The sequence below is a fragment of the Prevotella pallens ATCC 700821 genome (assembly GCF_000220255.1).
Taxonomy (GTDB): domain Bacteria; phylum Bacteroidota; class Bacteroidia; order Bacteroidales; family Bacteroidaceae; genus Prevotella; species Prevotella pallens.
This window is the reverse complement of sequence record NZ_GL982513.1, coordinates 1,015,836-1,039,369: the sequence shown is the minus strand read 5'-3', so window position 1 is coordinate 1,039,369 and position 23,534 is coordinate 1,015,836. Positions and strand designations below refer to the sequence as shown.

Here is a 23,534-nt window from a genome sequence, read left to right as displayed (position 1 = left end):
TTCGAACAACAATACAAATACTCTTCACTTCCATTAGTATAGGATTTAATTATCTGGAATATAATAAATTCGACACACTAAGCATAATTATTGTTAAATGTATGAGTAGATTTAAATATAATAGAGGTAAAAGTATTACCTTTGCAGTACGGAAACTCGTTTTATTATTTCGGTTTTTATAAAAGAATATTATTTAAGGAGTTGTCTATAAACAGTAGATAAAATAAGAAGAGACAATAATACACAAACAGAAATATGATTAGAAGTAAATTTTTACTATTAGCAGCATTGACTATAACTCTGCTCTCAAGTTGTGGAGGTAATAAACATCAATTACCAACAAGCAACGAATATCCAGTGATAACAATTGGTGCAGCAAATGCACAAATGAAAACAACCTATCCTGCAATACTCAAAGGAATCCAAGATGTAGAGATTCGTCCGAAAGTTAGTGGACTCATTACAAAACTCTATATCCACGAGGGAGAAGCAGTCCGTGCTGGGCAGGTTTTGTTTGTTATTGATAATACAACATACCAAGCTGCAGTTCGTCAGGCAGAAGCTGCTGTAGCATCTGCGCAAAGCGGCATTAGTCGTGCGCAAGCAACAGTTGTTCAGGCACAGGCCGCCTTAAATTCTGCACAAGCACAAGCTGCAACAGCACAGCTCACCTACAACAACAGCAAAAACTTATATAGCAATAAGGTTATTGGCGATTATGAGCTACAAAGTGCAAAGAATGCTTACGAAACAGCACAGGCATCTGTAAACCAAGCAAGAAGTGGTATAGAATCTGCTCATTCTGGCATTAAGCAAGCCCAAGCTGCCCTAAAACAAGCTCAGGCAGGACTTGCTTCAGCAAAAGATAATCTAAGTTTCTGCTATGTAAAGAGTCCTACTAATGGTTTTGTTGGTAGTTTACCATATAAAGAAGGTGCATTGGTAAGCCCATCATCGGCAATGCCTGTAACAACCATTAGCAATATCTCAACAATGGAAGTATTCTTCTCAATGACAGAAGCCGACGTTCTTGCACTCTCACGCAACGACCACGGCTTAAATAATGCTATCAATAAATTCCCTAAGGTAAGTCTTCAACTTGTAGATGGTTCTATCTATAATCACGAAGGTATCATTGTTAAAACTAGTGGAATGATAGATGCAACAACAGGTACTATAAGCGTTATTGCACATTTCCCTAATCCAGAACATTTATTGAAAAGTGGTGGTAGCGGTAAAGTCATAATTGCAAAAAACAGTAACAATGCTTTGGTTATTCCACAAGAAGCTACCACGCAAGTTCAAGATAAGATATTTGTATACAAGGTAGATAATAACGGTAAGGTACACTACACAGAAATTAAGGTTAATCCAGATAACGATGGTGTAAACTACGTTGTTACTTCTGGTTTAAAACTTGGAGATAGAATTGTTTCTAAAGGCTTAACCACATTACAAGATGGTATGGAAATAAAAGCTTTAACACCCGCTCAGTACGACGAAGCATTGAAAAAAGCAGCTAAACTTGGAGAGAGCCAAAGTTCTGCTGGTGGCTTCTTAAAAGCAATGAAAGGCGACGATGATAAGAAATAGATAGTAAAATAAACGAATTATGACTTTCACTAATTTTATAAAACGGCCAGTACTATCAACAGTTGTATCTATATTCTTTGTGTTATTGGGTACAATTGGATTGATTTCGCTGCCAATTGAACAGTATCCTGATATTGCGCCGCCAACTATATCGGTTATGGCCAACTATCAAGGAGCTGATGCACAGACCGTATTAAACTCTGTTGTAACTCCATTGGAAGAGAGTATCAACGGTGTTGAAAATATGACTTATATACAATCAACAGCTACCAATGCTGGTAGTGCGATGATTACAGTATACTTTAAGCAAGGTTCTAATCCTGATATGGCTGCTGTGAATGTACAGAATCGTGTATCTCAGGCACAAGCTTTGTTACCAGCAGAAGTAACACGTGCGGGAGTAACCGTATCAAAACGCCAGTCGTCTAATGTAATAATGTATTCTTTAACAACCGATAATGGGCGCTACGATGATGAATTCCTCACAAACTACAATGCCATAAATATTGTTCCATTGCTGAAACGTATAAATGGTGTAGGTGATGTACAGACACCTGGTATGAAAACCTACTCTATGCGTATATGGCTAAAGCCAGAAAAGATGAAACAATATGGCCTTGTACCAAGTGACATCTCTGCAGCATTAGCAGAACAAAATATAGAAGCGGCACCAGGTTCATTCGGCGAACAGAGCAATATGACGTATGAATATACTATGAGATATAAGGGACGCCTAAAAACAGAGAAAGAATATGGCGATATCATTATATCAACTGATAATAGTGGTCAGACGCTTCATCTTCGTGATGTAGCCGATGTAAAACTCGGAGGATTGATGTATTCTGTGTCAATGCTAAACAATGGAGAACCATCTGTTGTAGGTATGGTTCAACAAATAGCTGGTTCGAATGCTACACAAATAGCAAAAGATGTAAAGGCTGCACTTGCAGATGCACAAAAGAGTATGCCACCAGGAATGAAGGTTACTATACAGCAAGATGTAACAGAATTCTTGTTTGCATCTATGGAAGAGGTAATCTTCACATTGTTCTTAACTCTTGGTTTGGTGTTCCTTGTTGTTTATGTATTCTTGCAGGATTTCCGTTCAACATTGATACCGATGATTGCAGTGCCTGTAGCATTGATAGGTGCATTCTTCTTCCTATGGATGTTTGGCTTTTCAATCAACTTACTTACACTTTCAGCACTATTGTTAGCAATTGCGATTGTGGTAGACGATGCCATTGTGGTAGTTGAAGCTGTCCATGCAAAGCTCGATTTAGGTTATAAGAGTGCATTAACTGCTGCTATTGATGCTATGAACGAAATTTCTGGCGCTATCATTTCTATTACATTAGTAATGGCGGCTGTGTTTGTTCCAGTATCTTTTATGAGCGGGACATCTGGTACGTTCTATCGTGAGTTCGGTGTAACAATGGCTGTTTCTATCGTTATATCTGCAATAAATGCCTTAACGCTTTCTCCTGCCTTGTGTGCTATATTCTTAAAGCCCCACAAAGAGGAAGAGAAAAAGAAATTAAGTCGTATCGATCGTTTCCATCTTGCATTCAATACTCAGTACAATAAGATTAATGCTAAGTATAAAAAGATGGTTGAAAGAATTATTAGCAACCGTGTTATAACAGGCATTTCGGTTATTGTAGGTATTGTGGCTTTGGTTATAACAATGGCAACCACAAAGACTGGACTTATCCCCGATGAAGATACAGGTGTACTTTTCGCAACTATTTCTTTGGAACCTGGTATGTCGCAAGCAGAAACGCAGAAGGTAACTAAGCAGATTGATGCGATGCTAAAGACAAACCCCTACATAGAACGCCGTGTGCAGCTCATTGGTTACAACTTCATTGCTGGTCGGGGTTCAGATCAGGCAACCTTTATTATTAAGCTGAAACCATTCGAAGAAAGAAAGTATGGTTTATTCGATCGTATAAAATCTGTATTCAATGGCGCAGGTATTGCTGGTTTATTTATTGACCCTACATCGTCTAATATGGTGTTGGGAATGATTTACAAGCAAACAGCAAGTATTAAAGGTGCACGTGTTTTGGCTTTCGGACCTCCAATGGTGCCTGGCTTTGCTATGTCGAACGGTTTGACTATATCTATGGAAGACCGTACGGGAGGCGATTTAAATAAATTCTTTACTATTACTCAAGAATATTTAAAGGCATTAAATGCACGACCAGAGATTAGCAATGCACAAACTTCGTACAATCCGAACTATCCGCAATATATGGTAAATATAGATGTAGCTAAGGCTAAACAAGCAGGAACTTCGCCTGCAGCCATTCTTTCTGTATTGCAAGGTTACTATGGCGGTATGTATGCATCTAACTTCAATGCGTATGGCAAGCTGTATCGTGTAATGATTCAAGGAACAGTGGAAAGCCGTATCAACGAAAATGGATTGAACGATATATATGTTAGAACTAAGGGTGGAATGTCTCCTGTAGGCGAATTCTGTTCTCTGAAACGCATATATGGTCCTTCTAACATCGCACGTTTCAACCTGTTTACATCTATCACAATAAATGCACAAGCAGCTGATGGCTATTCGTCTGGAGAAGCTATTAAGGCTGTAGAAGAGGTTGCTAAACAGAAACTTCCTGCAGGATATACCTACGAATTCTCTGGTTTGACACGTTCAGAGCAAGAATCTTCTAATTCAACGGGTATTATCTTTGCTCTGTGTCTTGTTTTCGTGTACCTTATTCTTAGTGCACAATACGAAAGCTACATTCTTCCATTGGCTGTTATTCTTTCCATTCCGTTTGGATTGGCAGGGGCTTTCATCTTTACAATGTTGTTTGGCCACAGCAACGACATCTATATGCAAATATCGCTTATTATGCTTATTGGTTTGTTGGCAAAGAATGCTATCTTAATTGTTGAGTTTGCATTGGAACGTCGGCGTACGGGTATGGCTATTAAGTATGCTGCTATTCTTGGTGCCGGAGCACGTTTGCGCCCTATTCTTATGACTTCTCTTGCAATGGTAGTTGGTTTGTTGCCACTAATGTTTGCAAGTGGTGTAGGTAAGAATGGTAACCAAACACTGGGTGCCGCAGCCGTAGGTGGAATGTTTATTGGTACGCTTTGCCAAGTGTTTATTGTGCCTTCGCTCTTTATGATATTCGAATATCTACAAGAGAAGCTGAAACCTATAGAGTTTGGAGACGAAGAAAACAAGCAAATTGCAAAGGAATTGAAACCTTTCCTTGGGGGACCAGCAAGTGAATACGAGGTAGAAGAGTAAGGATTACTAAGAAAGTAAGAAAGTTATGAATATAAGAAAGATAATTATTATAGGACTTGCAACTATGTCGCTGACTGGTTGCAAAAGCCTATATGGAACATACGAACGCCCAGAAGTTAAGATGAATGGAATTGTGCGAGACCCCGTAAACGATGAAGCAACGTTAGAGGGAACTAACAATTTTGGCCAGCTACCATGGCGCAGTATGTTTACCGACACATATCTGCAGGCAATTATAGAAAAGACTTTGGCTAATAATCCAGATCTTCTCAATGCTGCACTTAATATTGATATTGCTGAACAGCAACTCAACTCTGCCAAATTGGCGTTCTTGCCAACGGTTGCACTCACACCACAAGGCACCATATCGCACTTTGGTTCACACGTTGAAGCTACTAAGTCGTACACGTTGCCTATAACAGCAAGTTGGGAGATTGATCTTTTTGGTAAGTTGCGCAATGCTAAAAAGGCGGCACAAATGTCTATGATACAAATGCAAGACTATAAAGTGGCGGTGCAAACAAAACTTATTTGTAACGTTGCTAACCTTTATTATACGTTGCTAATGCTCGACCGTCAGAATAAAATTGTTACCGATATGGCTACACTCACCAAAAGCACATGGGACATGATGCAACTGCAAATGGATTATGGCAGAGCACGTTCTACCAGCGTGCAGAGTGCACAATCGGCATATTACAGCGTTCAGACACAGGCAACTGATATTAAAAGACAAATTCGTGAAGCTGAAAACTCGCTAAGTTTACTAATGGGAGAGCCTGCGCACAGCATTGCTCGCGGAACTTTAGACAACCAGAATTTACCTTCTAACTTTTCTGGTGGCGTAGGCGTAGAGCTATTAAGCAATCGTGCTGATGTTCACGCTTACGAAATGTCATTAGCGCAATGTTTTTATAATGTGAACGAAGCACGTGCTCGCTTCTATCCGTCGCTCACCATAACAGGAACTGGTGGTTGGAGCAACGGCAATGGAATGGTAAATCCAGCAAAGTTGCTTTTCAATGCTATTGCAGGTTTAACTCAGCCCATATTTATGCAAGGAAAACTTAAAGCCGGGCTACGTGTGGCTGAAGACCAATACAAAATAGCATACAACAAGTGGCAAAACAGCATACTCACTGCAGGCTCAGAGGTAAGCAATGCACTCGTAGCATACAATGCTGCTAACGAAAAGAACCAGCTTTACACACAACAGATAGATATTCTGAAAAAGAATGTAGAACAAACACAAATGTTGTACTCGCAAAGTTCAAGTTCGTATCTCGAAGTAATTACAGCACAACAAAACTTGCTTAACGCTGAAATATCGCAAGTGCAAGACCAATTCTCTAAGTTGCAAGCCATTGTAAACCTTTACTATGCACTTGGTGGAGGGTCGAAATAAGTTTCTTTAAAATACATTTACAAGTATGAGTAGTGAGATTAGTCCAAAAGCCGATGTTTCGCCAAAAGCTAAAATAGGCGACGGTTGCAAAATATTTCCATTTGTTTATATAGAAGACGATGTTGTTATTGGCGACAACTGTGTTATATTCCCGTTCGTAAGCATCTTAAATGGTAGTCGAATTGGGGCCCGAAACAAAATTCATCAGTGCACTGTTATTAGTGCATTGCCACAAGATTTTAATTTCGTTGGCGAAAAAAGCGAATGTATTATTGGCGATAACAATATTATTAGAGAAAACGTAGTAATAAACCGTGCTACACATAGAGGTTGTAGCACCGTTATTGGGTCAGACAACTTTCTTATGGAAGGTGTACACATTAGCCATGACACCAAAGTGGGCAACCACTGCATATTTAGCTATGGAGCCAAAATTGCAGGCGATTGCGAGATTGCCGACCACGCAATCTTCTCGTCAAGCGTCATTCAAAAAGCAAATACACGTGTGGGAACTGCTGCCTATATAACAGCAGGAACTACCTTTGCGCGCGATATTCCACCGTATATCGTAGCAGGTGGCAATCCTATTGCTTACGACAGCGTAAATACATCTATATGTAGAGAACTGGGAATTAGCGAAAAGGTTATAAAACACATTGCTAATGCTTACCGATTAGTGTTCCACGGACAAACTTCTGTGTTCGATGCTTGTATACAAGTGAACGACCAGGTGCCCGATTCGCCTGAAATTAGAAACATAGTAGAGTTTATTCAGAAAACAGAACAAGGTATCATTTGCAAACTGTAAACACAAGAAAGATACTTAACAAAAGTCCTGCCAACTGCCTTAACCAGCGTTTGACAGGACTTTTGTTTTATGCTGACCTAAGAAAAACTGCAACAAAAAAGGCACAGACACAGACAGCAAACAGGTTTGCGCTTCTAAACAAAACAGACTTACAAGCTATGGAAACATACGCCAAAAAACACAGAAACACCTACAAGATTTTGCTATATAACGAGGAAACAAACACGATAGCACGTATACACCGTAATTTTCACCCTACTTTCTTTCGTTTCTCTCAGGATATTGTTGTATTTTTGTAGTTATCAAATTGTGTTACTTAAATTAAGCAACTATCTACTTAAACTTAAATAATAATCTATTTAAACTTAAGTAACTGTCTACTTAAATTTAAGTAATAACATTAGATAGGGATATAATTATGATTCATCAAGCATATAATCATCATTAAAACACCATTAAAATACCATTACAACGGTGATAAATACAAATTAAAGCGCATTTAAACAAAACAGAAACCCATAAATATAAAAAAGAACCAATTATGAGTGTAGATTACAAGCTATTAAAAAACTATAGTACATCGGCAAAAAAGACTGAATACAGAGCAGTGATTGTGGAAAACCAAAAGGTTGGCTTAAGGCGAATAGCCAAAAACATAGAAGGAGCTATGTCGCTTACAAGTGCCGATATTGTGGGAGCAGTGGCTGGTTTGTGCGATGAGATAGTACACAACCTGCAGTCGGGCAAGAGCGTACACTTGCCAGGACTTGGTCATTTCTCACTCTCCGTAAAAGGCGACGTGTACGAAGATCCGCGCACACATCACTACAGGCTGCGCAATGCCAAAGTTCGCACGGTGAAGTTTCGTCCCGATAAGGAGATGATGGAGGCACTCAGAAACACCGAATTCGTAAACGCTACCTATAAATACAACAAAACAAAAGTGCCCACAGAGTCTGAAATAGACGAAGCCATTAATGCATTGCTTGCCGAAAATACTTTCTTCACAGTAGAAGAGTTTCGCTTTCAGCTTAATTTGTCAAGTTCGTACGCATATCGTATCACGTCAAAATTAGAAAGCAAAGGCAAGATACACAACATTGGGCGTGGTCGCACCAAACTGTTTACACGTGTAGAAACAGAAAAGTAAGCGCACAGAAAAAGGCACCAAACAGTTAGCGTTCGGTGCCTTAATAACATTTGTACAATTCTGCTTACATTAAAGCAAAGTTTTGAACTTTTCGTCGAGCTTGTCTTTAGATGCAGCACCCACAAACTTGTCTACCAATTCACCATTCTTAAAGAATAGAATTGTAGGAATATTGCGTACTCCATAATCAATGGCAATGTCGTCGTTATCTTCTATATTGCACTTTCCAACAACAATTTTGCCGTCGTAATCGTTAGCCAATTCAGATATAACTGGACCTATCATCTTGCATGGTCCACACCATGTTGCCCATAAATCAACTACCAATGGCAATTCGCCATTCTTATAACTCTCGAAGTTCTCGGTTGTAATTTCTACTTCCATGTCTTTTAGATTTTTGTTAAACAATTATATTTAAAATTTCATTTAATACTCCAAACACTGTGCCAACTTTCTTAGTTTGTCAGTTTATCTTATATTCCATATTCTCTTCGTTGGCAATAAAGTCGAGCAACGAGCGGTCTACATCAACACCTTTGTTGCGATAGTGAAGCGTTACAGAAGCTTGGTCTGCCGTGTGTAGCTCAAAGTAAAGCTGCGTATCGCCTTCGTTTCGCTCTACCAACGAAACCAGTTCCGAAACAGTACGGTCGTCCACAGTAGATGTATCCATCATAATCGTAAACTTTTCCAGTCGGTGTTTCTTTACATCATATAGTTGCTCCACGTTCTGTATCTTCAGTTCAAACAGATTACTGTTGCGATATCGTGGCTGACATTTTGCCGTTATAAAGATAGTATAATTCTCTTTCATTAGTCCATTCCATCGCATCCAGTCGTCGCCAAACAAAGTAAGTTCGCCCGAGTTCTTAAAATCCTGAATGGTAACAATACCAAAAGGTTTGCCCGTTTTCTGCGAAAAGCGTTCATTTACGCTAGTTATAATTCCGCCAAACGTAATTTCATCGCGTTCCGACAGTTTTTCTAAATCAGCCCCTCGTCCAATTTCCTCTATATGCGTGTTACACATATTGTTCATTATCACGCTGTAATCATCTAATGGGTGGGCTGAAAGGTATATGCCAATTAATTCACGTTCATTGTTCAGTTTCTCTACACTTGGCCAACGGTCGGCTTTTGGAATAGGCGGTTGCGCAATCTCTATCGCATCATCTCCACCAAAAAGCGAGTGCTGCATTTGTGCCTTTTCTTGTTGGAACAATTGTCCATACTTAATTAACGAGTCGAGAAAACACACACCTTTTGCATTTACACCAAAGTATTCTTCGCGCTGTAAGCCTAATCCATCAAAGCTACCACTCTTTGCTAAGTTTTCAAAAGCCTTCCGGTTTACATTGCTAAGGTCTATACGTTCAACAAAGTCGAATATGTTTTTATACGGTCCATTCTTATCTCTTTCGCTCACAATAGCCATAGCTGCACCCGTTCCCATTCCCTTTATAGCTGAAAGACCAAAACGTATGCCTCCCTTTTTATTCACGCTGAACCCTATCTGACTTTCATTTACATCAGGACAAAGCGTTAATATTTTAAGAGCCTTACACTCTTCCATCAGCTTTGTTATTTCGGTAATCTGACTGAAGCGGCGTGTCATTAAAGCTGCCATAAATTGTGCTGGATAGTGTGCTTTTAAATAAGCAGTTTGGTAAGCCACCCACGAATAACACGTAGCATGCGACTTGTTAAAAGCATAACTGGCAAACTTTTCCCAGTCGCCCCATATCTTTTCCAACACTTCGGGGTCGTGCCCATTGGCTTTTCCTTGCGCAAGGAACTTAGGTTTCATTTGGTCTACAATGGCTTTCTTCTTTTTTCCCATCGCCTTACGCAAAGCATCGCTTTCGCCACGCGTAAAGTTAGCAAGCTGACGACTAAGCAACATCACTTGCTCCTGATAAACCGTAATGCCATACGTATCTTTTAAATACTTTTCCATGCACGGAATATCGTACTTTACCAACGAAGGATCATTCTTACGCTTAATAAAGTCAGGAATATAATCCATCGGTCCTGGGCGATAGAGCGCATTCATTGCAATAAGGTCTTCGAATACAGTTGGATGCAATTCGCGCAGATATTTCTGCATTCCTGCCGATTCAAACTGGAACGTTCCTACAGTTTGCCCACGCTGATAAAGCCGATAGGTGAGTTCATCATCAATAGGAATATTGTCAATATCTATTATATCGCCTGTGGTTTGCTTTATAACTTTACACGCTTCCTTTATTTCTGATAGGGTTTTCAAACCAAGGAAGTCCATCTTAATAAGTCCTGTTGATTCTATGACATGTCCATCATACTGCGTTACAGGAACCTTCTTTTCTGGGAAATCTGGGTCAGTGGCAGTAGAAACCGGCACCCAATCGCTAATAGGATCGCGACAGATAATGAATCCACACGCATGAATACCAGTGGTGCGCACCGTACCTTCTAACATTTTAGCATACTTAATAGTATTTCGTTCGCGCGCATCTTCACTTACTTCAGCTTCTTGCAATAATGGAGTGCAAGCAATGGCATTGTTTAAATTCATCTTCAAGCCATCTGGGAGACGTTCTGGAATAGCCTTACAAAGTCGGTTTGCTAATTCTATAGGTAATCCTTCTACACGTGCAACATCTTTAATAGAGTTTTTGGTTGCCATCGTACCATAAGTAATAATGTGTGCACAGTTCTCTTCACCATATTTATCTGTTACCCATTGTAACACTCTTCCACGTCCATCATCGTCGAAGTCGGTATCAATATCAGGAAGGTTTACACGGTCGGGGTTTAAGAAACGTTCGAAAAGCAAATCATATTTCAAAGGGTCTATACGTGTTATTCCTAAACAATAAGCAACAACCGATCCAGCAGCAGAGCCACGTCCAGGTCCAACCATCACCCCAAGTTCATTGCGTGCGGCATTAATAAAGTCTTGAACTATAAGAAAGTAACCTGGAAAACCCATCGTTTTCATAACGTGCAACTCGAACGTTATGGCTTTCTGAACATCTTCTGGGATAGGATCGCCATAGAGTTTCTTAGCCCCATCGTGTGCTAATTTAGATAAATAGTCAGCCTCAAACTTAATACGATAAATCTCTTTATAACCTCCTAAACGTTTTATTACTGCTTGTCCGTCCTCTGGAGATAATGGATTCTCGTCATTCTCATCTGTAGTAAACTCTTCGTAAAGTTGCTGTTCCGTGAACTTTTTACGCCATTCTTCTTCTGTTCCAAAGCTCTCTGGAATTGGAAAGACAGGCATAATAGGTCCATTATCTATACTATACATCTCTACCTTATTGAGAATCTCCAAAGTGTTGATCAGTGCTTCTGGTACATCAGCAAACACATCGTTCATCTCCTCGCGTGTTTTAAACCATTCTTGTTTCGAATAACGCATTCGTGTAGGCGAGTCCAAACTTTCTTGTGTTGCAAGACAAAGAAGGTGGTCGTGTGCTTCTGCAGTCTCCTTATCTTCAAAGTGACAATCGTTAGTACACACATATTTAATATTATATTCTTTTGCAAATTGCAACAATACCCTATTAACCTTCTGTTGTAATGGAAAAGCATCTCGATTGGCAACTAGCGTTGGGTCCTTTACTTCATGGCGTTGTAACTCTAGATAAAAATCATCACCGAAAACTTTTTTATACCATTCCACAGTCTCGCGCGCTGCATTCATATCTCCCTTTAAGATATTACGTGGAATCTCACCAGCTAAGCAAGCAGAGCATACTATTAGCCCTTCATGGTATTTCTCTAAATCAACACGGTCAGTACGTGGGCGATAATAAAAGCCATCTACCCAAGAGCGCGATACTAATTTTATAAGGTTTTTATATCCTTGATAATTCTTTGCTAACACTATAAGGTGGTAACCAGAATTATCGTGCATATCCTTTACCTTATTCTCTTTTCGTCTTCGCGCTACATACATTTCGCAGCCGAAGATAGGTTTAAAAGGTTCTTCTCCATTCTTCTTCCGCTTCTTATTGATATTAGCACAGTAATCTGAGAATTCTTTTATTCCGAACATTACACCATGATCGGTAATAGCCATACCCTTCATACCATTTTTAATTGCCTTATCAACAAGATTAGGTATTTTTGACTGTCCGTCAAGCACCGAATAATATGTATGAACGTGTAAATGTACGAAATCTTCCATTGTTTATTATTATATACTGCTATTCTTTTTGGGATTTCAAAGATACTACTTATACACGAGATACCAAAAGAATAAGAGTAAAAATTTGTGAGAGTAATAAAAAATAATTATCTTTGCATTCGTTAAAAACCATACTACCACAGAATGGGAAGATTTAAGAGGAAACTCAAGAAAATAAGATTACATCACGAAGGCACAGACCAGCTTCTATATGGAGGTATCGGCATTGGACTGATAGCTCTTTTATTATGGTTTGGTATAGCCTCTAAAATACCTTTTTGGATATTTATAGCCATCTTTGGAACTATTTATTGTATAGTTTTAAACTTCTATCGTTGTCCTATCCGCTATTTTGATGGAGAAGATACGGAAAAGATTGTTGTAGCTCCAGCCGATGGGCATATAGTTGTTATAGAAGAAGTTGATGAGAATAAATATTTTCATGAACGACGAATTATGGTATCTATATTTATGAGCCTTTGGAATGTACATGCCAATTGGTTCCCTGTAGATGGAACTGTTAAGTTTGTGAAACACTTCAATGGAAATTATCATAAAGCATGGTTACCAAAGGCAAGTGAAGAAAACGAACATGCCGATATCATCATTACAACTCCTGATGGAAGAGATGTTCTATGTCGACAGATAGCAGGTGCTGTTGCACGGCGTATTGTAACCTATGCGAAAGAGAAAGAAGAATGTTTTATTGATGAACATTTAGGCTTCATAAAATTAGGTAGCCGCGTTGATGTCTTCTTACCAATAGACTCTGAGATTTGTGTAAAAATGGGACAATCTACTGTAGGAGACCAAACAGTGATAGCAAGACTTAGCTAATTAACAAATATACTTTGAATATGGCTATTAAGAAGCACATTCCCAACACTATAACTTGTTGCAATCTTATATCAGGTTGTATAGCCATTGCATACGCTTTCAGTGGCAAGATTGAAATATCGTTTACATGGATTATCATAGGAGCTGTATTTGACTTCTTCGATGGTATGTCTGCACGATTATTAAAAGTAAGTTCTCCAATAGGGAAAGAGCTTGATTCTCTTGCTGATATAGTAACGTTTGGTGTTGCTCCATCTACAATTTTGTTTAGCAAACTGGGTATAATGTCTTATCCTTCCCTTCTTGAATCATTACGTGGCATTCTACCTTTTATTGCATATATTATGGCTGCATTCTCTGCACTACGATTAGCAAAATTCAATCTTGATGAACGACAGACTCTCGGATTTATTGGATTACCAACTCCTGCTAATGCTCTCTTTTGGGGTTCACTTCTTATCGGACTGGGTAAAAGAATAGATTCCTCTCCCCTTATGTGCATTTTCATAATCGTAGGAATCTTTATAAGCTCATGGTTAATGGTTTCCGAAATTCCTATGTTCGCACTTAAATTTAAGGAATGGGGATGGAAAAAGAATCAGATTAAATACATATTCTTGCTCACTTGTATTCCTCTAATTGCCATATTTGGTATTACAGGGTTTGCCATCATTGTAGCGTGGTATGTAATTATATCGTACATTATAAAGAAATAAAAATCAATGGGTTTTAACTCCAAGTAAGACCTATAAATAAGGAATTATGATTCTCTTAAAATTTATCTTTCTTATATTCATTGCATTCTTTGTCATTCTATTCTTTATAGCTTTCAAGTTCTATAAAGTTATAACACGTACTCAACGCAGATTTCGCCATGAAAATACAGAGGAAGGAATAAATATTAACGGTAACACCATCGTAGATCATCGCCCAAAATCTAAACGCGACAGAAAGATAATTGGCGACGATGAGGGTGAATACGTTGATTTCGTTGACAGCAATACTGAATCTAAAAATAATAAGTACTAAGAGAATGCTCTTCTTTTAAAGAAAAGACGCAAAGAATATTTGTTTTCCAAAATATTTTATTTTTTTAACAAAGAAAGCTAATAACTCTTTTTTATAGCTATTGAAAGTTTTCATATAATAACTTAAATAAAGGGACTTATATTCCCCATCAGAATCAATAGCTTTCTGCTATCTTTATATAAGACCACAAAGATTATTATTTGTTATGATATCTAATTCGCAACTGACAGATATCTGAGACACAACTGACAGATATCTGAAACGAGCGTGACAGATATCTAAAACAAGAGTAGCTAAAATCTGATTATTTTTATATCCATCTGAGATATTTCGCCTGATTTGTGAATAAACGGTAGATGCTGTTTAGAATATCCTCTCCTATTTTCTATAGAGGCTTAATCTGCGTTCTCCTTAACCAGATCTCGCTAAAAAAAGAGTGCAAAGGTTTTCCATTCACCTTTACACTCTTTGCTGTCGGGATGACTGGACTCGAACCAGCGACCACTGGTCCCCCAGACCAGCATTCTAAACCTACTGAACTACATCCCGTTTAGAATTAACGGTGCAAAATTAATTACTTTTTAAGAGATTAGCAAACTTTTAAGAGTATTTTTCTAACATTCCCAACTTTTATTTGTATTTTTGTATAGCAAAAAGAAGACTTTAGAACAAATAGAAAAGGGTCTTAAAAATCCAATGGATTAACAATATGCAATACAAAATAACACCCCCATCACATATAGAAGAGACTATACAACTCCCTGCATCGAAGAGTATTAGCAATCGTGCACTAATTATTCATGCGCTTGCAGGTGGAAAAATTGTACCCAACAACCTGTCTACCTGTGATGACACCGTAGTTATAGAACGCGCTTTTAAGAATAATCCTTATGAGATAGACATCAAAGCTGCAGGCACTGCAATGCGCTTTATGACCGCCTATCTAGCTGTAAGTAAAGGCGAACATATTCTTACAGGAACTGCACGAATGAAACAACGACCTATAAAAATATTGGTAGATGCTCTCCGTTCGCTTGGGGCGGATATTCAATACATAGAAGAAGAGGGATTTCCACCAATACGCATCAGAGGCAAAGAACTAAAAGGTGGATACGTAGAAATAGCAGGCAACGTTAGCTCGCAATATATTTCAGCATTGTTAATGATAGGACCTACATTCGAAAAAGGTTTAAAACTAAAACTTGTGGGTAATATTATTTCTAGACCATACATCGATCTCACACTGAATTTAATGCACGAATATGGTGCAGATGCAGAGTGGACAGATGTAGATACAATAACTATCTACCCTAAGCACTACACAGAACGCAACTACACAATAGAAAACGATTGGACAGCAGCTAGTTATTGGTATTCCATACTCACGCTGATGAATGATAGCAAGTCATACATTCGCTTTACAGGACTTAAGAACGGTTCTCGTCAGGGCGACTCTGCTATAAAATATATCTTTTCGTTATTAGGTGTAAAAACCATTTTTGCAGATAAAGAGATGGACGAACTTACAGATGTAACCATCACTAGAAAGCCACAAATATTGTCTCGTTTGGAATACGATTTTAAAAATCAACCAGACTTAGCACAGACACTAATAGCCCTCTGCCCCATAATGAATATTCCCTTTAAGTTTACGGGGCTAAGCAGTCTTAAACTAAAAGAGACAGACCGTATAGAGGCTATGAAAAACGAAATGGCAAAGTTAGGTTATGTATTACACGATTCTAATGATTCTGAAATGACGTGGAATGGTGAACGCTGCGAGGTTTCTAAACCCATAATAATAGACACTTATAAAGACCATCGCATGGCAATGACCTTTGCGCCTTTAAGCATTAAACTGGGTAAACTCTTCATAAATAATCCAGAAGTAGTATCAAAATCGTATCCACATTTCTGGGACGATTTACGAAAGGTAGGTTTCTCAATAGAAGAAATAGAACAAGAATAGAACAAACTTTATATGAATATTATACTTATAGGAATATTGATTATAGTAGGAATGGGCATTATTGTTGGTGTCTCAACTCTAATTAGTCGGCACAACAATGCTGAACCCGACATTATTATACCTGCATCTGGCGATTGCACTACTTGTAATGGCTTAGATGAAAGTTGTGAACAAACTTGTATGATGGAGGCTGCTATAAAAGAAGTAGAATATTACAACGATGAAGAACTAGACCGTTTCAAAGGAAGAGAATCGAACAAATATACAAACGATGAAGCTGAAGAGTTCGCAGAAGTGCTCTACACAATGCGTCCTGACGAGGTAAAAGGTTGGAATAGAAGTCTTATTCTTCGTGGAATTAATGTTCCCAACCAGATAAAAGATGAGTTAATTGCAATGATTGAAGGCTAAGAAACAAGAAAAAACTATAAGTAATATACTTTAAAGACAATAAAAACAAACTTTCAAGAGTTTATTAATACGTGAAGTTGAAGTACGCAAAATATATCTATATCGCATTCATAGCAGCACTTACTATACTTATAGTAAGCTGTTCAACCAAAAATAACACCTCGCAAACACGATGGTGGCATGCTTTTAATGCCAAATACAATACATATTATAATGGTGCACAAGCTTATATCGATGCATCGATAGAAAAAGAAAATGGCAATAAAGACAACTTCACTGAGATGATTCCGCTTTACACTGTAGGCAACAAAGCTAGCAAAGACTTAGGAAAAGCTAACTTTGAACGCGCAATTGAAAAAGCAGAAAAGGCAATTGCACGCCACAGCATAAAGAAGAAACCAGAATGGAATAAGTCGAGACGTAAAACAGAGAAAGATATTGAATGGTTATCGCGTAGAGAATACAATCCATTTCTATGGAAAGCGTGGATGCTTATGGGACGTTCGCAATTTTATAAGGGTTCCTTCGAAGATGCTGCTACCACTTTTTCTTATATGAGCAGACTCTATCGAACACAACCTGCCATCTATGGTAAAGCCCGAGCATGGTTAGCAAAATCGTACATAGAGGCAGGGTGGCTTTACGATGCAGAAGATGTTATCCGCAATATACAACGAGATTCGATAGATTGGCGTGCTGTTCGTGAATGGGACTATACCTTTGCCGACTATTATATACATACGGGAGAGTTAGATAAAGCTGTACCCTATCTACGTAGAGTTATTAAACAGGAGATGCGACGCAAACAAAAGGCACGCGAATGGTATCTTATGGGACAAATTCAGGCTGCACTTGGTAATAAAGATGCTGCTTACAATGCTTTCCAACACGTAATTCGTTCAAATCCTCCCTATGAGTTAGAGTTTAATGCACGTGTTGCTGCAACCGAAGTGATGGCAGCTGGACAAACCAAACAAATGGTGAACCGCCTGAAACGTATGGTTGCATCTGACAAGAATAAAGATTATCTAGACCAGGTATTCTATGCAATGGGAAATATTTATCTTACCAACAAAGATACAATAAATGCTATTGCTGCCTACGAACAAGGATACAAAAAATCTACACGCAGCGGAATAGAGAAAGGTGTACTACTTTTGCGATTAGGTAACTTGTATTGGGAAAAGGAAAAGTTTAGCGATGCGCGTCGTTGCTATAACGAAGCACTTGGTCTACTAGATAAAGATCGTAAAGATTACGAACAATTGTCGGAGCGTACAAAGGTTCTTGATGAACTAACACCACATACAGAGGCTGTGCAGCTACAAGATTCGTTGCAATATCTAGCTAAATGTCCAGAATCAGAACGTTTTGCAGCAATTGATAGAGTAATAAATGCACTAAAGAAGAAGGAAAAAGAAGAGCGAAACCGACAAGCTGAACAAGAAGCTACACAGCAAATGGCACAGAATGGAGGCATTAATGCAGACAACGACAATCCGCTTCAACGTCCAACTCGCCCCAACAGACAACAACAAGATGCTACATGGTATTTCTACAATCCCATAGCTGTGCAGCAAGGTAAGGCAACGTTCCAACAATTGTGGGGTAAACGTGAAAACATAGACAACTGGCAGCGTATTAACAAAACTGTAGTTGGAGGCATAACCAACACAAATGAACTCTCCAATGCTCAACGAGACTCTATTGCAAAAGAAGAGGCAAAGTTAGACTCAATTAGTAATAAACGAGATTCAGCACAAAACGATCCACACAAACGTGCATACTATTTAGCACAAATACCATTTACACCAGAACAGTTAGCAGCAAGCAATAAAATTTTAGAGGCTGGCTTACACCATTCAGGGGTCATTTTCAAAGATAGGTTAGACAATCTTCGCTTAGCCGAAAAAGCCTTACGCCGTGTAAGCGATAACTATCCTGACTACGAACAAATGGACGATGTGTATTATCATCTGTATCTTTTGTATATGCGTAAAGGCGAAACTACTTTGGCTAATAGCTATATAGACAAACTTAAAACGAAATATCCAAAAAGTCAATGGACAGCGTTGCTTACTGACCCCTACTTTAAAGAGAACGCAAAGTTTGGAGAACATATTGAAGATTCACTATATGCATCTACTTACGAGGCATTTAAGAACAATCGTTTCAGCGAGGTTGCTGCCAATAAACGCATTTCCGATGAACGTTTCCCAATGGGAGCAAATCGCGATAAATTCTTGTTTATAGATGGATTAAACAAACTTAACCAAGGTAACATCAATGGTTGCATAGACGAAATGAAGACCGTTGTAGAGAAATATCCACAAAGTCGTATCAGCGAAATGGCAGGAATGATTGTGAATGGTGTAAAAGCTGGAAAGAAAATACACAATAGCAAGTTCGACCTTGGTGATGTTTGGAACTATCGTACCAATGTGCTGAACGATAGCGACAGTATCAAACAAGTGAAGTTCTCACCAGATAGGGACATAGATTTCAAGTTCCTGTTGGTGTATAATCCTGACTCTTTATCAGAGAATAAACTGCTTTTTGAGATGGCACGCTTTAATTTTACAAGCTTCTATGTACGCAACTTCGAAATAGAAATTGAAAATATAGAAGGTTTACACCAAATGGCTTTGTCGGGCTTCAGAAGTTTCGATGAAGCATATCAATATGCACGCCAACTTTTCAATAATAAGAATGTAATAGCTCAGTTAAGCAAAGACACAAAGGCTATTATTATTAGCAACAAGAACTTACAACTCATAGGAACATCGTTTAGCTATAAAGATTACGAAGACTTCTATGCTAAACACTTTGCTCCATTGCAAGTAACGAAGCACTATCTACTGTCTGAGCCTGCTGAAGTGGCAACACCACGAGAGAAAGAACGTGATTTGCAAGAAGAAATAGAAAGTAAAAATCCAACAGAAACCGACCTTAATGCTCGTGAACAAGGATTAGAGCCTATAGATAATGGAATGACCATTCCTATTGAAGATGAGAAAAAAACAGAAAACAAAAAAGTTGCTCCAACAGAAATAGTTGTTCCTGCAGAAGAACCTGCTAAAAAGGAAGAACCAAAGAGTAATACAAATAACAACGAAGTTATTATTCCCGTAGAAGAAACTACGAATAAGAAGAATTCGAAGAACAATGTGAACAATACAGAAATAGTTGTTCCAATAGAAGATTCTTCTAAAAAGAAAAAAACAGGAAACACCATCAACAATACAGAAATGGTGATACCGATAGAAGGAACATCTAACAAAAAAACAGAAACAAAGCCAATTGAGCCTAAGAAAGAACAAAAAACTATAGAACAGATTGGTCAGAATGTTGTTACAATAGACAATAGTGTTATGGAGATTCCGTTAGATTCAGAAACTTCTTCACCTCAAACAACTGTTGGTGCGCCTTCAAATAAACAGAAAACAGTAAAAACAAAAAATAGTGAAACTACTTCTGATAAGAAGAAACTACAGAATAGCAAGAATGCTCAGAAGCCTCAACAGCCTTCTGAAAAGAAAGAACAACCAAAGAAAAAGAATACAGATAGTACTGTAATATATTTCGATGATGATGTTAAAACAACAGATAAAAAGAAGAAGGAATCACAGAAACAACAACCACTCGATTACGATTTCGATGACGAATACTACGATTTAGGCGGTTTTTAACAAACCACGAAATTACAAATAAAGAGTTGCATAAAGCAACGCTTCTAAAGAAAAAGAAAGGAAAAACAATATATGAGCAACGGACTTTTATTATGGGTAGATGACGAAATAGAACTTCTCAAAGCCCACATCATATTTCTTGAGAAAAAGGGATACAAGGTAGTAACCGTCAGTAACGGCGCCGATGCTATAGAACAATGTAGCATACAAACATTCGACCTTGTTCTCTTAGACGAGCAGATGCCTGGTTTATCAGGACTTGAGACCTTACAGAGAATGAAGGAAATACAGCCTGCAACACCCATTGTTATGGTAACAAAGAGTGAAGAAGAAAATATTATGAACCAAGCTATTGGTGCAAAAATTGCCGACTACCTAATTAAACCCGTTAATCCTAGCCAAATATTGCTAACATTAAAAAAGAATATTCATCGCCGAGAAATTGTAACCGAAGTGGCGCAAACTGGATACCAACAGGAATATCAGCAGCTTACAATGCAAATAAGCAATTGCCGAGATTTCAACGATTGGGTAGAAGTATACAAAAAGTTGGTGAAATGGGAACTAGAACTTAGTAGCGCAGATAGCAATATGACCGAAATGCTAACAATGCAAAAAGAAGATGCTAACAATGGTTTCGCAAAATACATAGCCAAAAACTATCTGAATTGGGTGTCGCCAAACAATGGAAAAAATAAAGAAACAGTATCACGCCCACTAATGAGCCCCGATATATTTAAAACATGTATATTTCCCACAATAGATAAAGGCGAAAAGGTTTTCCTCATCGTAATAGATAATCTTCGGCTAGACCAGTGGCGCATATTATCAGGAGAACTTGCTGAGCTATTTGATATAGACGAAGATTTCTATATGACTATACTTCCAACGGCTACACAATATGCTCGCAATGCCATTTTCAGCGGACTAATGCCTCTACAGATAGCGCAAATGTTTCCAAACCTATGGGTAGACGAGGACGAAGAAGAAGGCAAGAATCTAAACGAAAAACCTCTTATTCAGACACAAATAGAACGTTATCGACGACACGATAAGTTCTCCTATCATAAGGTTTTCGATTCTAATGGTGCAGAAAAGTTTATGCAGCAGCTTAACAATCTGCAACAAAATAATCTGAATGTATTAGTGGTAAACTTCATCGATATGCTTTCGCACGCTCGTACAGAGATGAAAATGATACGCGAATTGGCAAGCGACGAGAGCGCCTACCGTTCTTTAACTCTTAGTTGGTTCAAACATAACGTATTGGCAGACGTTTTCAGAGAATTGGCAAAATCCGATTATAAAATTATTCTCACCACCGACCACGGTTCTATTCGTACAACTAAACCTGTGAAAATAATTGGCGATCGCAACACAAACACCAATCTTCGATACAAGTTAGGCAAAAATCTTAGTTACAGCTCAAAAGAGGTGTTCACAATAAAAAATCCACAACAAGCACAACTCCCTGCACCAAACCTTAGCACAAGCTATGTGTTTGCAACAGGCAATAGCTTCTTTGCCTATCCAAACAACTACAATTACTATGTGTCTTACTACAAAAATACATTCCAACACGGTGGCATCTCTATCGAAGAAATGATAGTCCCACTTATAACACTAACACCAAAAAGTGCTAAACTAACAAAGAACACAAAAAAATAACAACAATGGAAATTAAAATAGAAAGCTTAGACACCATTCACGAGGCTGCAAAACTGTTTATAAACAACATTGGTAACAACAAAGTTTTTGCCTTTTATGGCAAAATGGGCGTAGGTAAAACCACCTTTACCAAAGCCATTTGCGAAGTTTTAGGTGTACAAGATGTTATTACATCGCCCACTTTTGCTATTGTTAACGAATATACCGATGGAAATGGCAACCCTATTTATCACTTCGATTTCTATCGCATTAAAAAGTTAGAAGAGGTTTACGATATGGGCTACGAAGACTATTTCTACAGTGGAAACCTCTGTTTGTTAGAATGGCCAGAACTAATTGAGGACATTTTACCCGAAAATGCAATTAAGGTACACATAGAAGAACAACCTGATGGCACACGCATTGTGTCGTTTTAATCCAAATCTCGGTCGTTAGAGTCTAAACATATTTTGGTCTAATTATCAATTTGGGTTTAAGAATACCAGAATATATAGAGAATGGCTTAAAGCTCTAAAAATACAAGCAATAAAAAAATACAACTAAAAAATGGGGCGCTCTTTGTGCCCCATTTTCATTATCTTTATGGGTGTGGCTGTCCGCCACCTCCTCCAGCAGGTTTCTCTTCTGTCTCTTTCAGCTTCTTTCGTGCAGGATTGTCTACTTCTACCTTAATATCGCCCAAAGATTTGCGCACCGACTCTTTCCACGTTACCACTATATGTGGACGTTTCAACGATGTTACGCTAACATCTTTTTCGTTGGCTTCCATCTTCGAGGTTATAACTGTGCGAAGCGAGAAAATATCGCCTAAGTCTAAGGCTCCACCCAACGATACAATCTCTTTCACAATGTTGCGCAACGTAATCAACACATTTCTTACATCGCCTTCGCTCAACGATGTTTCGCGCACAATACGCTCCACTAACCATGTAGACGAAAACCTGTTAGGTGCTTTAGGCACAGCACTGTAAGCCTTCTGACCTTTTCTAGGCCCCACTTTCAAAATACTCTCTTTTACTTTAAAAATTATCATACGTAAAAAAATAAAGATTAATAAATATAAGGTCCACCACATTTGGTAACACCTTTGTTAGTAACTCTATATTCAGCCTATTAGCCTTCTATTTCTAATTCGTTTTATTGTTCAACCTAAAGTAGTTTCATACTTTAATTTAAAGTCCTCTTGTCGTTTAACTTAAAGTCCATTCGTTGTTTAAGTTAAAGTATCTTCGCACTTTAAGTTAAAGCACAAACAGTAGCATTTGTCAAACAGACATTCAGTAGATGTAGAGCAGATTCATTTCGCCCATATCCACGTAGATTCTCGAACCAATTGTATCAACAAATTTGTTTTTCACTTGTGCCATAGTATTCCTCGCACTCATGATATTTCTTAATATATGGCAGCGACTCACGTCGCCACCACATTTATAAAATAGATTAACTGAAACTATATTTGTATATCTCTATGTAAATAACTCAAATATATAGATAACATATAAAAAGTCTTTTAGA

At 38.2% G+C, this 23,534-nt stretch carries 16 protein-coding genes and 1 tRNA gene; 13 read left to right on the top strand and 4 right to left on the bottom strand.

Going from position 1 to position 23,534, the window contains the following annotated elements; genetic code table 11:
• Positions 1 to 255 precede the first annotated feature (255 nt).
• The 5 genes from HMPREF9144_RS03925 to HMPREF9144_RS03900 all read left to right on the top strand — a co-directional run bounded on the left by HMPREF9144_RS03925 (position 256) and on the right by HMPREF9144_RS03900 (position 8,236).
• A complete protein-coding gene (locus HMPREF9144_RS03925) occupies positions 256 to 1,593 on the top strand; it encodes an efflux RND transporter periplasmic adaptor subunit (protein ID WP_006044577.1) in 1,338 nt (445 codons plus the stop codon).
• Positions 1,594 to 1,612: 19 nt separating this feature from the next.
• Positions 1,613 to 4,873 carry an efflux RND transporter permease subunit gene (locus tag HMPREF9144_RS03920; RefSeq protein WP_006044576.1) on the top strand — a complete coding sequence of 1,087 codons (3,261 nt, stop codon included), beginning with the start codon at positions 1,613 to 1,615 and terminating at the stop codon, positions 4,871 to 4,873.
• A 25-nt stretch (positions 4,874 to 4,898) separates the two neighbouring features.
• Entirely contained in the window at positions 4,899 to 6,278 is a 1,380-nt protein-coding gene (locus tag HMPREF9144_RS03915; protein WP_006044575.1) for a TolC family protein, read from the top strand.
• A gap of 25 nt (positions 6,279 to 6,303) precedes the next feature.
• Entirely contained in the window at positions 6,304 to 7,086 is a 783-nt protein-coding gene (gene lpxA, locus HMPREF9144_RS03910; protein WP_006044574.1) for an acyl-ACP--UDP-N-acetylglucosamine O-acyltransferase, read from the top strand.
• 541 nt (positions 7,087 to 7,627) lie between these two features.
• The gene (locus HMPREF9144_RS03900) at positions 7,628 to 8,236 is read left to right on the top strand and encodes an HU family DNA-binding protein (protein WP_006044572.1); all 609 of its coding nucleotides are present in this window, start codon (positions 7,628 to 7,630) and stop codon (positions 8,234 to 8,236) included.
• A 69-nt stretch (positions 8,237 to 8,305) separates the two neighbouring features.
• Here HMPREF9144_RS03900 and trxA read toward each other — a convergent pair whose 3' ends face one another.
• Together trxA and dnaE are read right to left on the bottom strand one after the other, a co-directional pair.
• Positions 8,306 to 8,620: a thioredoxin gene (gene trxA, locus HMPREF9144_RS03895; RefSeq protein ID WP_004361992.1), complete on the bottom strand. Its 315-nt coding sequence runs from the start codon at positions 8,618 to 8,620 to the stop codon at positions 8,306 to 8,308.
• Between the two features lie 79 nt (positions 8,621 to 8,699).
• Positions 8,700 to 12,416 (bottom strand): DNA polymerase III subunit alpha, encoded by a 3,717-nt coding sequence (gene dnaE / locus HMPREF9144_RS03890; RefSeq protein ID WP_006044571.1) that lies wholly within the window; start codon positions 12,414 to 12,416, stop codon positions 8,700 to 8,702.
• A gap of 144 nt (positions 12,417 to 12,560) precedes the next feature.
• On the opposite strand from dnaE, the gene HMPREF9144_RS03885 reads away from it, so the two are divergent.
• The 3 genes from HMPREF9144_RS03885 to HMPREF9144_RS03875 are packed head-to-tail and all read left to right on the top strand — an operon-like array spanning position 12,561 to position 14,282.
• Positions 12,561 to 13,253: a phosphatidylserine decarboxylase family protein gene (locus HMPREF9144_RS03885; RefSeq protein ID WP_006044569.1), complete on the top strand. Its 693-nt coding sequence runs from the start codon at positions 12,561 to 12,563 to the stop codon at positions 13,251 to 13,253.
• A 20-nt stretch (positions 13,254 to 13,273) separates the two neighbouring features.
• A complete protein-coding gene (gene pssA / locus HMPREF9144_RS03880) occupies positions 13,274 to 13,969 on the top strand; it encodes a CDP-diacylglycerol--serine O-phosphatidyltransferase (protein WP_040595380.1) in 696 nt (231 codons plus the stop codon).
• 46 nt (positions 13,970 to 14,015) lie between these two features.
• Positions 14,016 to 14,282, top strand: a complete 267-nt coding sequence (locus HMPREF9144_RS03875) for a hypothetical protein (RefSeq protein ID WP_006044567.1) — start codon at positions 14,016 to 14,018, stop codon at positions 14,280 to 14,282.
• A gap of 474 nt (positions 14,283 to 14,756) precedes the next feature.
• Here the strand turns inward: HMPREF9144_RS03875 and HMPREF9144_RS03870 are convergent.
• Positions 14,757 to 14,831 (bottom strand) — tRNA-Pro (locus HMPREF9144_RS03870).
• Between the two features lie 160 nt (positions 14,832 to 14,991).
• Here HMPREF9144_RS03870 and HMPREF9144_RS03865 point away from each other — a divergent pair.
• From HMPREF9144_RS03865 to tsaE, 5 genes are all read left to right on the top strand, one after another.
• Entirely contained in the window at positions 14,992 to 16,251 is a 1,260-nt protein-coding gene (locus HMPREF9144_RS03865) for a 3-phosphoshikimate 1-carboxyvinyltransferase (protein ID WP_006044566.1), read from the top strand.
• Between the two features lie 12 nt (positions 16,252 to 16,263).
• Positions 16,264 to 16,662 carry a hypothetical protein gene (locus HMPREF9144_RS03860; protein ID WP_006044565.1) on the top strand — a complete coding sequence of 133 codons (399 nt, stop codon included), beginning with the start codon at positions 16,264 to 16,266 and terminating at the stop codon, positions 16,660 to 16,662.
• A 71-nt stretch (positions 16,663 to 16,733) separates the two neighbouring features.
• A complete protein-coding gene (gene porW / locus HMPREF9144_RS03855) occupies positions 16,734 to 20,351 on the top strand; it encodes a type IX secretion system periplasmic lipoprotein PorW/SprE (protein WP_006044564.1) in 3,618 nt (1,205 codons plus the stop codon).
• Between the two features lie 72 nt (positions 20,352 to 20,423).
• Positions 20,424 to 22,019, top strand: coding sequence for a T9SS response regulator signal transducer PorX (gene porX / locus HMPREF9144_RS03850; RefSeq protein WP_006044563.1), 1,596 nt, complete (start codon positions 20,424 to 20,426; stop codon positions 22,017 to 22,019).
• A gap of 5 nt (positions 22,020 to 22,024) precedes the next feature.
• Entirely contained in the window at positions 22,025 to 22,435 is a 411-nt protein-coding gene (gene tsaE / locus HMPREF9144_RS03845; protein WP_006044562.1) for a tRNA (adenosine(37)-N6)-threonylcarbamoyltransferase complex ATPase subunit type 1 TsaE, read from the top strand.
• Positions 22,436 to 22,599: 164 nt separating this feature from the next.
• On the opposite strand, the gene HMPREF9144_RS03840 is transcribed toward tsaE, so the two are convergent.
• Positions 22,600 to 23,052, bottom strand: coding sequence for an HU family DNA-binding protein (locus HMPREF9144_RS03840; protein ID WP_006044561.1), 453 nt, complete (start codon positions 23,050 to 23,052; stop codon positions 22,600 to 22,602).
• Between the last annotated feature and the right edge of the window lie 482 nt (positions 23,053 to 23,534).

What these genes read in the sequence shown, in the direction of transcription:
- HMPREF9144_RS03925 (WP_006044577.1), top strand. Translation starts at nt 256, where the DNA reads ATGATTAGAAGTAAATTTTTACTATTAGCAGCATTGACTATAACTCTG.
- HMPREF9144_RS03920 (WP_006044576.1), top strand. Translation starts at nt 1,613, where the DNA reads ATGACTTTCACTAATTTTATAAAACGGCCAGTACTATCAACAGTTGTA.
- HMPREF9144_RS03915 (WP_006044575.1), top strand. Translation starts at nt 4,899, where the DNA reads ATGAATATAAGAAAGATAATTATTATAGGACTTGCAACTATGTCGCTG.
- lpxA (WP_006044574.1), top strand. Translation starts at nt 6,304, where the DNA reads ATGAGTAGTGAGATTAGTCCAAAAGCCGATGTTTCGCCAAAAGCTAAA.
- HMPREF9144_RS03900 (WP_006044572.1), top strand. Translation starts at nt 7,628, where the DNA reads ATGAGTGTAGATTACAAGCTATTAAAAAACTATAGTACATCGGCAAAA.
- trxA (WP_004361992.1), bottom strand. Translation starts at nt 8,620, where the DNA reads ATGGAAGTAGAAATTACAACCGAGAACTTCGAGAGTTATAAGAATGGC.
- dnaE (WP_006044571.1), bottom strand. Translation starts at nt 12,416, where the DNA reads ATGGAAGATTTCGTACATTTACACGTTCATACATATTATTCGGTGCTT.
- HMPREF9144_RS03885 (WP_006044569.1), top strand. Translation starts at nt 12,561, where the DNA reads ATGGGAAGATTTAAGAGGAAACTCAAGAAAATAAGATTACATCACGAA.
- pssA (WP_040595380.1), top strand. Translation starts at nt 13,274, where the DNA reads ATGGCTATTAAGAAGCACATTCCCAACACTATAACTTGTTGCAATCTT.
- HMPREF9144_RS03875 (WP_006044567.1), top strand. Translation starts at nt 14,016, where the DNA reads ATGATTCTCTTAAAATTTATCTTTCTTATATTCATTGCATTCTTTGTC.
- HMPREF9144_RS03865 (WP_006044566.1), top strand. Translation starts at nt 14,992, where the DNA reads ATGCAATACAAAATAACACCCCCATCACATATAGAAGAGACTATACAA.
- HMPREF9144_RS03860 (WP_006044565.1), top strand. Translation starts at nt 16,264, where the DNA reads ATGAATATTATACTTATAGGAATATTGATTATAGTAGGAATGGGCATT.
- porX (WP_006044563.1), top strand. Translation starts at nt 20,424, where the DNA reads ATGAGCAACGGACTTTTATTATGGGTAGATGACGAAATAGAACTTCTC.
- tsaE (WP_006044562.1), top strand. Translation starts at nt 22,025, where the DNA reads ATGGAAATTAAAATAGAAAGCTTAGACACCATTCACGAGGCTGCAAAA.
- HMPREF9144_RS03840 (WP_006044561.1), bottom strand. Translation starts at nt 23,052, where the DNA reads ATGATAATTTTTAAAGTAAAAGAGAGTATTTTGAAAGTGGGGCCTAGA.